At 31.1% G+C, this 12475-nt stretch carries 9 protein-coding genes and 1 tRNA gene; 4 read left to right on the top strand and 6 right to left on the bottom strand.

Annotated features, from left to right (window positions below):
• Positions 1-44 precede the first annotated feature (44 nt).
• Positions 45-3002, top strand: coding sequence for a protein translocase subunit SecDF (gene secDF / locus AC3ATN_RS04080; protein ID WP_487531958.1), 2958 nt, complete (start codon positions 45-47; stop codon positions 3000-3002).
• A gap of 14 nt (positions 3003-3016) precedes the next feature.
• On the opposite strand, the gene lgt is transcribed toward secDF, so the two are convergent.
• The 5 genes from lgt to AC3ATN_RS04055 form a co-directional block, all read right to left on the bottom strand.
• Complete coding sequence (lgt, locus tag AC3ATN_RS04075; RefSeq protein ID WP_487531957.1) at positions 3017-3868, bottom strand: prolipoprotein diacylglyceryl transferase; 852 nt, start codon at positions 3866-3868, stop codon at positions 3017-3019.
• 31 nt (positions 3869-3899) lie between these two features.
• Entirely contained in the window at positions 3900-4130 is a 231-nt protein-coding gene (yidD, locus tag AC3ATN_RS04070) for a membrane protein insertion efficiency factor YidD (protein WP_487531956.1), read from the bottom strand.
• A complete protein-coding gene (gene cysS / locus AC3ATN_RS04065; RefSeq protein WP_487531955.1) occupies positions 4131-5606 on the bottom strand; it encodes a cysteine--tRNA ligase in 1476 nt (491 codons plus the stop codon).
• Positions 5599-6285, bottom strand: a complete 687-nt coding sequence (folE, locus tag AC3ATN_RS04060; protein WP_487531954.1) for a GTP cyclohydrolase I FolE — start codon at positions 6283-6285, stop codon at positions 5599-5601. The genes cysS and folE overlap by 8 nt, the downstream gene beginning before the upstream one ends.
• Before the next feature lie 71 nt (positions 6286-6356).
• On the bottom strand, positions 6357-8078 hold the full coding sequence (locus AC3ATN_RS04055; protein WP_487531953.1) for a hypothetical protein: 1722 nt from the start codon (positions 8076-8078) through the stop codon (positions 6357-6359).
• Positions 8079-8861: 783 nt separating this feature from the next.
• Between AC3ATN_RS04055 and proS the strand changes: the two genes are divergently transcribed.
• The 3 genes from proS to rpsT all read left to right on the top strand — a co-directional run bounded on the left by proS (position 8862) and on the right by rpsT (position 10791).
• Positions 8862-10340 carry a proline--tRNA ligase gene (gene proS / locus AC3ATN_RS04050; RefSeq protein WP_487531952.1) on the top strand — a complete coding sequence of 493 codons (1479 nt, stop codon included), beginning with the start codon at positions 8862-8864 and terminating at the stop codon, positions 10338-10340.
• Between the two features lie 98 nt (positions 10341-10438).
• A tRNA-Glu gene (locus AC3ATN_RS04045) sits at positions 10439-10510 on the top strand.
• A 29-nt stretch (positions 10511-10539) separates the two neighbouring features.
• On the top strand, positions 10540-10791 hold the full coding sequence (gene rpsT, locus AC3ATN_RS04040; protein WP_487531951.1) for a 30S ribosomal protein S20: 252 nt from the start codon (positions 10540-10542) through the stop codon (positions 10789-10791).
• 16 nt (positions 10792-10807) lie between these two features.
• Here rpsT and rho read toward each other — a convergent pair whose 3' ends face one another.
• Positions 10808-12379 (bottom strand): transcription termination factor Rho, encoded by a 1572-nt coding sequence (gene rho, locus AC3ATN_RS04035; protein ID WP_487531950.1) that lies wholly within the window; start codon positions 12377-12379, stop codon positions 10808-10810.
• Positions 12380-12475 lie beyond the last annotated feature (96 nt).

The following is a 12475-nucleotide window of genomic DNA, read 5'->3' as shown; positions in this document are numbered from 1 at the left end:
AAGATTATATTTGCTCGCTAAAATAAAGCATAAATTTTAATCAAATGCAAAATAACTATCTGATTCGCGTTTTTGCAATCCTATTTGGATTTGTTAGCTTATATCAGCTTTCATTTACCTTTATTGCAAATAATGAAGAGAAAAAAGCCAAAATCTATTCACAGAACTTAATCTCTGATTCAGCAGACAATTATCTTGAACTAAGAGAAAAATCAACAATTGACTATCTTGATTCAATAGGGAATGTGAGTTTATATGGTTTTACATCCTACAATGATGCAAAAGGTAAAGAGCTAAATAAAGGTTTGGACCTCAAAGGAGGTATTAATGTCATACTTCAAATATCTATACGAGACGTATTGAAAGGATTAGCTGAAAACTCAAAAAACCCTACCTTTAATCAGGCACTTGATGAAGCTGATTTACTCCAGAAAAGCACTGATGAGCCTTATATAGAATCTTTTTTTGCTGCATTTGAAAACACAAAGGGTAACCAGTCTTTGTCTGATCCATCTATTTATGGAAATAAAACGTTAAGCGATGAAATAAATTTTGAAATGTCAGATGATGAGGTTCGTCCAATAATTACCAGGAAAGTTGATGAGTCTATTGTCTCTGCATTTGAAGTCTTGAGAAAACGAATTGATAAGTTTGGTGTAACTCAACCAAACATTCAAAGATTAGGATCTTCAGGAAGAATATTAGTTGAACTACCTGGAGCTAAAGATGTTGACAGAATTAAAAACCTATTGCAAAGTACTGCACAACTAGAATTTTGGGAAACTTTTAAAAATGATCAGTTGTTTTCTTTTTTAGTTTCTGCTAATGAACTTATTAAACTAAAAGATCAGGAATCTACCCAAAAAGTAATACCGGATAATAAATCAGATAAAAAATCATCAGCAATTGATGATCTATTGGCAGATGTTGTTAATAAAGATTCAACTCTGGTTGTTAATCCAATACTTGATCGAATTGTTGGAAGTGGATACCAGGGGGGGCCAATTTTAGCTCAATTTTCATCTAAAGATCAAGAAAAAATTTCAAACTATTTAAATTTACCAGAGGTTAGAAGACTTTTACCCCAGGACTACAGATATATTAAATTTGCTTGGGGAAAATCAATCCCAGATAGTGATATTCTAGATTTATATATTCTAAAATCAAATAGAGAAAACCTAGCTCCCTTGAGTGGAGGAGTTGTAATTGACGCTGTCCAGACATATGATGCATTGGGAAATCCAGCTGTTTCAATGCAAATGAATGGAAAAGGGTCACGTGTATGGGAAAATTTGACTGGAAATGCATTCAAACAGGCCAGTAATATCGCAATAGTCTTAGATGAAATAGTTTATTCTGCTCCTGGAGTAACAAAAGGAGCTATATCAGGAGGTCGTTCAGAAATTTCTGGAAGTTTTAGTTTAAATGAAGCCATTGATTTAGCTAATGTTCTAAGGGCTGGAAAACTTCCGGCATCTGCTGAAATAATACAATCTGAAATTGTTGGACCCTCTTTAGGTAAAGAAGCTATTGAATCGGGTATATATTCATTTTTAATAGCCTTAGTATTAGTTTTACTTTGGATGATTTTTTATTATGGTTCATCAGGGATTTTTGCAGATGTTGCCTTAGTATTAAATATCCTATTAATATTCGGAATATTGGCTGGTTTGGGAGCTGTATTAACTCTTCCAGGAATTGCAGGTATAGTTTTAACGATAGGAATATCAGTTGATGCAAATGTTTTAATCTTTGAGCGTATTCGTGAGGAATTAAAAAAGGGTAAAGGTCAAATTAAAGCTGTCTCGGATGGTTTTAACAATGCACTTTCATCAATTTTAGATGCTAATATTACAACAGGTTTAACTGCATTTATATTATTCATATTTGGTTCGGGTCCTATTAAAGGCTTTGCAACCACTTTATTAATTGGTATTGCAACTTCTTTATTTACTGCAATATTTATTACCAGAATTTTAGTAGATTCTAGACTTTCACTTGGAAAAATTGTTACGTTTGCAACCAAAAACACAAATAACTTATTTACTAATTTCAGTATATCTTTCATTAAACTAAGGAAAATATCATATGTTTTTTCAACAGTTTTTATTTTGATTAGTTTAATTTCTTTAGGTTCCATTGGTTTAAACCAAGGTGTTGATTTTGTCGGAGGACGATCATATACAGTTAGGTTTGAAAATCCTGTTAACCCGGAGGATATTCAAAATGACTTAATTAACGAGTATGGTAGTGCCGAAGTTAAAACTTATGGAGAGGCTAATCAATTAAAGATTACTACAAAATACAAGGTTGATGTTGAAGGTATTGAAGTAGATAATGAGATTCAAGAAAAACTCTTTTCATCGTTAAAAAAGTATTTACCTTCATCCATAAATTATCAATCTTTTGTTAATGGATCTGAGGATAAACAAGTCGGAATAATGTCTTCAATTAAAGTTGGTCCAACAATTGCCGATGATATAAAAAATAATTCATTTCTAGCAGTCATTGGTTCTTTAATTGTTGTTTTTCTATATATCTTATTTAGATTTAGAAGATGGCAATACTCCTTAGGTGCTGTAACAGCTGTATTTCATGACATCATAGTTGTTCTTGGTATATTTTCTTTGACATATAAATTTATGCCTTTCAATATGGAAATTAATCAAGCATTTATAGCAGCTATTCTTACTGTAATTGGATATTCATTAAATGATACAGTAGTAGTTTTTGACCGAATTCGTGAGTATATCAAAGACCATTCAAAGTGGCCATTAGATGTTACTTTAAATACTGCTCTAAATAAAACCTTAAGTAGAACCCTAAATACTTCATTAACTACATTAATTGTTCTTCTAGCTATCTTTATATATGGTGGAGAATCTATTAGAGGATTTATGTTTGCTTTGATTGTAGGCGTGGTAATAGGAACGTATTCTTCAGTTTTTATTGCAACACCTATTATGTTTGATACTATTAAAAAGAAAGCAATAAAAGAATAGAATCTTCTATTTTTTTAATTACTATTTCTAATTCTAGAAATGTATATCATTAATAGACCTGAAATTATAAGTGGTATACTCAACCATTGACCTGTGGAAAACATTGGCATATACGATTCAAATCCTCCTTGACTTTCTTTTACAAACTCAACTAAAAACCTTATTCCAAAAATACCTGACAAAAATACTCCTAACAAGTATCCAGGTATATGTTTTGTTTTACTATAAATATTTCTTAAGAACAAGAACAGTATAAGATATCCAATTGATTCGTAGAGTTGTGCAGGATGTCTTGGAAGAACTTCACCTCTATTTTCAAAGATTACTCCAAAACTTGATTCAGTGTATTTACCAACAATTTCAGAATTAAAAAAATTACCAAGTCTAATAAAAACTCCAGCTAATGTAACTGGAACTGTTAATCTATCAAAAATCCACAGTGCCGATTTTAATTTGTGTTTAATTTGAAAAAGTATTATACCAGCTATAATACCAATTGCTGCTCCATGACTAGCCAAACCTCTGAAACCTGTAAATTCATAACCAGTGATCAGACCTAAAATAGAGCCATTAATATTTTCTCTTATGGGGAGTAAAATCTCTATAAAATGGTTTTGGTAATAATTCCAATCATAAAAAAAAACATGTCCTAACCTTGCTCCAATTAGAGTTGAGAAAACCATATAAACAAATAAAGGTTCAAGAAAATTATTTGAAACATTCTCTTCAACAAAATATTTTTCAACGATTTTGTAACCAATACTAAAAGCAATAACAAACATTAAAGAGTAATAATGGAGTCCAAAGGAACCTATTTGAAATAAGACTTCGCTGGGAGACCATTTTATTTCCAAAAGATGTATCATAATAAAAAAACTAAATTTAAAAAAAAATATTTTAAGGAACTGGATCAAAGCCTTTTCCGCCCCAGGGATGACATTTAAATATCCTAGTTAAACTAATCCAAACTCCTTTAATTGGACCGTATTTCTTTAAAGCAGCTACGGAATAATTGGAACATGTTGGAGTAAATCTACATTTGGGTCCCAAAATGGGTGAAATCAAATTTTGATATAAGTATATTACAAATAATAAAACTGAGTTAACTATCTTTTTTATAGTTTCCATTTAATTGATTTTAAAACTTGAACTTGTTTCGCCATCACTTAAATCTATTCCAATAGATTTCAATTCATCTCTAATTAAATCAGATGTTTTAAAATCTTTACTGATTCGAGCATTATTACGAATTTTTAATAAAATTTCAACTGTTTTTTCTAAAATTTCAGTTTGATCATGGGTGTTTATTAGTTTATCAGGTCCTTGTAATCCAAGAATTTCAAAAACAAAAACACGAATTTGTTTTGAAAGAATTTGTTTTTGATGTTTTGATAAAGTTCCCCCTTCGATTGATAGTTTATTTATAAATCTTACCGCATCAAATAACTTAGCTATTAATATAGGGCTATTAAAGTCATCGTTTAATGCACTATAACAGGCTTTGTTCCATTTATCAACATCAAAATTAGCTTTATCTTTTACTGAAATGGAATCTAGTGTTTCAACGGCCTTAATTAATTTATCAAATCCTTTCTCTGAAGCTGTAAGAGCAACTTCACTAATATCTAAGATACTTCTGTAATGTGCCTGGAGAAAAAAGAATTTAACGACAGAAGGGGAGAAAGGCTTAGAAAACTTATCATTTATTCCACTAAAAACATCTGAAGGTAGTATATTATTACCAGTAGATTTTGCCATTTTTTTACCATCAAGAGTCATCATGTTTGCATGAATCCAATATTTTACAGGAGTTTTATTATTCACTGCTTTTGCTTGTGCGATTTCACATTCATGATGTGGAAATTTTAAATCTAGCCCCCCTCCATGAATATCAAAGGATTCACCAAGATATTTAGTACTCATAGCTGTACATTCAAGATGCCATCCAGGAAAACCCTCGCTCCAAGGAGAATTCCATCTCATAATATGTTGAGGTTCTGCTTTTTTCCAAAGAGCAAAATCTTGAGGATTTTTCTTATCACTTTGTCCTTCTAAGGATCTTGTGTTGTGAATTAAATCTTCTAATTTTCTTCCTGATAGCTCACCGTAATTATTTTTAATATTAAATTTAAATACATCAAAGTACACAGAGCCTTTTACTTCATAACCTAAACCAGCATTTATAATTTTTTTTATTAATTCTATTTGTTCAACAATATGACCCGTAGCAGTTGGTTCAATCGATGGAGGAAGTGTATTAAATTGGGTTAATGCGTTGTGAAAATCTATTGTATATCTTTGGACAACTTCCATTGGTTCGATATTTTCCAATCTAGCTTTTTTAGCTATTCTGTCTTCACCAACATCCTCATCGTTTTCAAGATGACCTGCATCAGTTATGTTTCGAACATATCGTACTTTGTAACCTAAATGTTTTAAATATCTGTATATGAGATCGAATGAAATAAATGTTCTGCAGTTTCCTAAATGGACATTACTATAAACCGTGGGGCCACAAACATACATTCCAACATTTTTTTTTGTTATTGGAATAAATTTTTCTTTTTTTGAATTTAAAGAATTGTAGACCTTTAGATTATCCATTAAATTCAGTAGATAATTGTATGTATTCTAAAAACTCCTGTTTTTTTGTTGGACTTTTAAAAATTCCACCAAATTCACTAGTTATTGTACTACTTCCAGTATCAGCTATACCTCTTGAATTGACACACAAATGTTTAGCGTCGATAACACAAGCCACATTATCTGTATTTAATATATTTTGAAGCTCCTCAACAATTTGCAGAGTAAGTCTTTCTTGAACTTGAGGTCTTTTTCCAAAATAGTCAACTATTCTATTAATTTTAGATAAACCAACCACAGTTCCGTTAGAAACATAAGCAACGTGGGCTTTACCAACTATAGGAAGAAGATGGTGTTCACAAGTTGAATAAAGATTTATGTTTTTTTCGACTAACATTTCCCCATAACCGTATTTATTGCTAAATGTTGAAGCTTTAGGTTTTAGTTTAGGATTTAATCCACCAAAAATTTCTTTAACAAACATTTTCGCAACACGATTAGGAGTTCCTTTTAAACTGTCATCTTTAAGGTCCATTCCTAATATGGTTAGTATATCATTAACTTTTTCCTTTATTAATGATATTTTTTCTTCATCAGACTTATTAAAAGCATCATCTCGAAGGGGAGTTTCTCTTGAACTACCCACATGATCGTTACCTAATTCATCTTCTTGTTCTAATAAAATTTTTTCTATTTTCATCGATTATATTGTTGTTGTAAAGATATGTAATTACTTGGATTTTAGAGTAATCAAAAACCAAGAACTAAGAGCTAAAGTTTAAAATTATATGAAGCTATAATTGAGGTTTGATTATTAGTTGCTGAAAAAGTATCATTAATACCAGAAGTTGAAAGTGAATTAATTGAATTTAATTCTGATTTTTTTAATGAAACACCAATTATACCTCCATTTTTAAAATCATAACCTATACCAAAAGAAATTCCACTGTGTGAATTATCTCTTATTGTTTGACTACTTTCTTCTGAGTAGTATCCAGCTCTGAAACTTATTTTCTCCAACCTCATTTCTCCTCCAACCCTTAACATTGAAGCTTTTTTGTAATTCGAGGATAATTCATTATTCAAATCTCTCAAATAGGTGTTACGATTAGTTATAAAATTAATATTACTATAATTTTTTGAGCTGTATTCGGCACTTATTAAACCTTTAGATCCAAATATAAATGATGCGCTTAATGAAGTCTTACTAGGAGTTGAAAGCTTGTATTTGGATATATTTAATATTTGAGGGTCTACAACTTCTCGTATCAAATTTTCTTCAGGAAAATTTGAATGATCAGAAATTAAAAACTGCAAGGACTCTTCTGTTAAATTTAATCGTGTTGGTGATTGGTAGCTAAAACCAAGTCTTAAATTATTCTTAATTTTTGCAATAATCCCAAGTTGAGCAGAGAAACCACTTCCGTAGGTAAGTAACTCATTATTAAAACGAAGCAAATCAATATTTGAATCAACTAAATAATTAGATTCAGTAAGATCAGTTATTTCTTGATAGAATATTTTGTGACTATTCAGATTTAAACCTATGTAAATCGAATTATTATATTGGGTAGAAATTGAAAAAGAGTATTTTTTATGATCTCCAATTTTATCAATATAAAAATCATGATTGACTTCATTATACTTTGCTGAAGAAGTATAACTAGTATTTCCTTCTTCATTGGAAACCGGATCAATTAGATATGCATTAAATCCTAAAAATGCTTGTTGGACACTGTATCCATAATTATTTCCTAAGAAGTCGTAAAGCTCACTTATTGTTTCGTTTTCTCTTGTCATCAAGTTTTCCAGAGATACACCCTGCGCATTATTTAGAAAAAATTGATCTAAACCTATTTTTCTTGAAGAAACAGAATTAATATTATTTTTAAAATCCTGAATTTTCTGAATGTTAAAACCAAAATTTAATTTTTTGAATGGTCCTTCTGAAGTGTTTTTTAATGAAAAAATAAATCCGAATTGACTTAAATCTGAAAATGATGTCTTTACTGGTATATTTCTTTCATCACCAATAGATAGTGTATTATTAAAATTAATCTCAAAAGTTAAACCCATTTCTGAATACAAAAACACTGCTCCTCCCGCAGGATTATCACTTATAGAACTTAGGTCCCCACCTAATGAACCAAAGGCTCCACCCATTGAGGTGTACCTGGCGGATCCATATGTACCATATGTGCTACGATTAAAAGCATCTTGAGTTGTTTGAGCTTTAGAAAAAAATGTAATAAGTAGGGTTAGAGTTACAGTTAATATGTTTCTCTTCATAGACTTTATAAAATTATTTCGATTAATTATTACGCGAACCTCCTGATCTTCCAGAACTACCTGAGGATCTGCTTCTGTTTGACGAACTACTCCTGTTGTTTTGTGATCCTCTAGAATAGTTATTTCTTGAAAAACTTGGTCTGGATAAACTGGAATTGCCTCTATTTGTTCTTGAATAAGATTGGATTTGAGGAGAGTAATCACTTATTATTCCTCTAATTTTTCTACCAAAATTAGATCTAGATCCATTTCTAGTTTGATCAGGAGAAGTATTAAATCTATTGTTAACGTTTCTTGATACACGATTGTAAGAGTTTGAACTTACTGCACCTCTATTATATGGAATCTTCCTGCCGTATTGATTTCGATTCGAAACAACATAATTGAAAGGACTATAGTTATTCCATCCATAAAGTGAGTAACCATTCCCCCAGCCATTGTTAAAATACATTCCCTGGTAACCGTAGCTCCAATATGGATTGTAATAAGGCCAAAACATACCATTATTAGAAAAATTATTATATGGAAATCCAAAGCCGGCAGACCCCCAACTATTCCAATAATCAAAGCTGTTAAACCCATAACGTAGACTAAATCTGGGTGAGTTATCAATTACATAAATATTATTATTTTCATTTTCAGACTTAGAAACTATTTCATTTTCATTTTGAGTTTCATTTGAAAAGTTTTTAAAATAATTTTCATAATAACTTGATGATTGATCATTTACCCTATTATTTTTCTCTTGTTTAGATGAGAATGATTTTTCGTTGTTGTAGATGCCATCCGTTGAATAATATGAAACACCTTCAAATGAACCACAGCTTGTTGATAAAAATAAAAGGGAAGGTATTGTAATAGAAAATAAATTTTGAAATAACTTGTTTTTATTCATAAAATTTTTTTTAGCTGCTCGGTTAAAAATAGTAATTTTGTATCAAACTAGTATTACATAAATATAAAGGCAAATTCTGTGCCAAAGAAAAAATGGCTGAAAAACTTACAACAAGAAATCAAGATTATTCCAAATGGTACAATGAGTTGGTAGTCAAAGCAAATTTAGCAGAATCATCTGCTGTAAGGGGTTGCATGGTAATTAAACCTTATGGATATGCAATTTGGGAAAAGATGCAAGCGGAGTTAGATAAGATGTTTAAAGCTTCTGGACATGAAAATGCGTATTTCCCTCTTTTTGTTCCAAAGAGTTTGTTTGAAGCTGAAGAAAAAAATGCTGAGGGTTTTGCTAAAGAATGTGCAATTGTTACTCATTATAGATTAAAGAATGATGAAGATAATCCCGGAAAATTAATAGTAGATCCAGACGCTAAGTTAGAGGAGGAATTAATTGTTCGTCCAACCTCAGAAGCAATAATTTGGAGTACCTACAAGAAATGGATTCAGTCATATCGAGATCTTCCGATATTAATAAATCAGTGGGCTAACGTTGTAAGATGGGAAATGAGAACACGACTGTTTTTACGAACCGCAGAATTTTTATGGCAGGAAGGCCATACTGCTCATGCAACAAAAAAAGAAGCTATTTTTGAAGCGCAGCAAATGAATGATATATATGCAGAATTTGCTCAAAAATTCATGGCCATGCCTGTAATTAAGGGTTTGAAGTCAGAATCAGAAAGATTTGCTGGTGCAATTGATACATATTGTATAGAAGCCTTAATGCAGGATGGAAAAGCTCTTCAAGCAGGAACAAGTCATTTTTTGGGTCAAAATTTCGCGAAGGCATTTGATGTTAAATTCGCAAATAAAGAAGGTAAATTAGATCATGTATGGGCAACATCATGGGGAGTTTCTACAAGATTGATGGGTGCGCTAATCATGACCCACAGTGATGATAACGGGCTTGTATTACCCCCTAATTTAGCACCAATCCAGGTGGTTATTGTACCGATTTTTAAAGGGGACGAAGAATTAAATAAAGTGTCAAATGTTGCAAATAAAATAAAAAATGAACTTGAGTCTAAGGGTATTAGTGTAAAATTTGATGATCGAGATAATTTTAAACCTGGTTTTAAATTTAATGAATACGAACTAAAGGGAGTCCCAATAAGATTAGCTATAGGCCCCAGAGATATTAAGAATGATTCCATTGAAGTCGTCAGAAGAGATACTTTAGAAAAAATTAAAATTAAAATATCCATTGTAGTTGAAACTGTTGAAAGTTTATTAAGAGAAATTCAAAAATCACTTTTCAACAATGCACTTGCATTCAGAGATAAAAAGATAACTCTTGTAGACTCGTTTGATGATTTTCAGAGTGTTTTGAGTAGTCATGGAGGTTTTATTTCTGCTCATTGGGATGGGACTATCGAGACTGAAGAGTTTATAAAAAAGAAAACTAAAGCAACAATTAGATGTATACCTTATAATAACAACTATGAGGATGGTATTTGTGTGTATTCTGGAAACCCTTCTAAACAAAGAGTTTTATTTGCGAAAGCTTACTAAATTTTTTAAATTATTCTCTGTAAAAAATATTTTTTTTAAATTTTAAATAGAAAAGTTGTTCAATTCTATTTTTGCGTTAAATTTGCAAACTGATTTACGGCCCGTTCGTCTATCGGTTAGGACGTTAGGTTTTCATCCTAGAAAGAGGGGTTCGACTCCCCTACGGGCTACAATAATTAAAAAATAAAAAAAATAATTTATGGCAAATCATAAATCCGCTTTAAAAAGAATACGTTCTAATGACAAAAAACGTTTACGCAATCGATTTCAACATAAAACAACACGTAACGCTATAAGAGTCTTTAAGGCTATTACAAAGAAAAAAGAGGCCCAAAAAGAGCTTCCAGTTGTTGCTTCATTGATTGATAAGTTAGCTAAGAAGAATATAATTCATTCAAATAAAGCAGCGAATCTTAAATCAAAACTTTCAATTTTCGCAGCGTCACTTTAAGAGTTCATCAAAAAATTTAAGAGTTCATTGAAATAAGAAACTCTTCATTATTTTCTGTTCTCTTGAATCTATCTATAATAAACTCCATAGCCTCAACAGGGTTCATGTCTGATAGATATTTACGCATTATCCACATTCTTTGAATAGTAGCCTCATCAAGCAATAAATCATCTCGTCTAGTACTCGAAGAAACTAAGTCAATTGCAGGAAATAATCTCCTATTTGATATTTTCCGATCAAGCTGAAGCTCCATGTTTCCTGTCCCCTTAAATTCTTCAAATATTACTTCGTCCATTTTTGATCCAGTATCAGTTAATGCAGTAGCAATTATTGATAAAGATCCACCATTTTCTATATTTCTTGCTGCTCCAAAAAATCTTTTAGGTTTGTGAAGTGCATTTGCATCTACGCCTCCACTAAGTATTTTTCCAGATGCAGGTTGTACTGTATTATAAGCTCTTGCCAGTCTGGTTAAAGAGTCAAGTAGGATAACTACATCGTGACCACATTCAACCAACCTTTTCGCTTTCTCAAGAACAACATTAGCAACTTTAACATGTCTATCAGCAGGTTCATCAAATGTTGAAGCAACAACTTCTCCATCAACATTTCTCTGCATATCAGTTACTTCCTCTGGCCTTTCGTCAATAAGTAAAATTATTTGATATACTTCTGGATGATTAGCGGCAATTGCATTTGCAATATCCTTTAAAAGCATGGTTTTCCCTGTTTTTGGTTGAGAAACAATCATACCTCTTTGTCCTTTTCCAATTGGTGAAAAAAGATCCATAATCCTTGTAGAAACTGTATTTTGCTTTTCAGCTAATTTAAATTTCTCTTGAGGGAATAATGGTGTAAGGTGTTCAAACGAAACCCTGTCACGAACTACTTTTGGATCAAGACCATTTATTGTATCTACTTTGATTAAAGGAAAGTATTTTTCACCATCTTTAGGAGGTCTAACCGCTCCTATTACCGTATCTCCAGTTTTTAAACCAAACAGTCTCACTTGTGATTGTGAAACATATACATCATCAGGAGAAGATAAATAATGATAATCAGATGATCTTAAAAATCCATAACCCTCCTGCATTTTTTCTAAAACCCCCTCTGTCTTAATAATTCCCTCGAATTCAAAATCAGGGGCACGGTATCTATTTCTGTTATCTTTATTGTGGTTTGGATCTTTTTTATGGTTTTTATTTTGAGAATGCGGTCTTGTTTTTTGATTTTCACTTTTTTTGTTAGCTTCATTTCTCACAAACTTTTTTGCATTTGGATTTTCATTAGAAACTTTTATTTTTGAACCTTCTGATGTTTCTGATTTATTTTCCTTTGGAATTCTAGGTATTCTTTTTTCTACTGTATTTTCATTTTTACCAAAATTAGAATTTGGAATAGGTTTTTGTTTTGTGTCTTTATCTATAACTTTTTCTTCATTTTCTGAAGGGTTAGCAGATTGGTGATCAACAATTTGATATACTAGATCCTGTTTTTTTTGAGAAGAGATACCTTTTAAACCAATTGATTTTGCAATTTCTTGAAGATCAGATAGTTTTTTACTTTTTAAAGCGTTGAGTTCGAACATAATTTTTTTGATATTTTCAAATCTTAATAGTGGGATTTGACATTCAAAACTTCTAAGTATTTGAGTTTTGATTTTCTGTCGATACAATATTACAAA

This window comes from Candidatus Marivariicella sp. (assembly GCF_983056325.1).
Note: the sequence above shows the minus strand (reverse complement) of the source record. Positions and strands in the feature narration are given on the sequence as shown.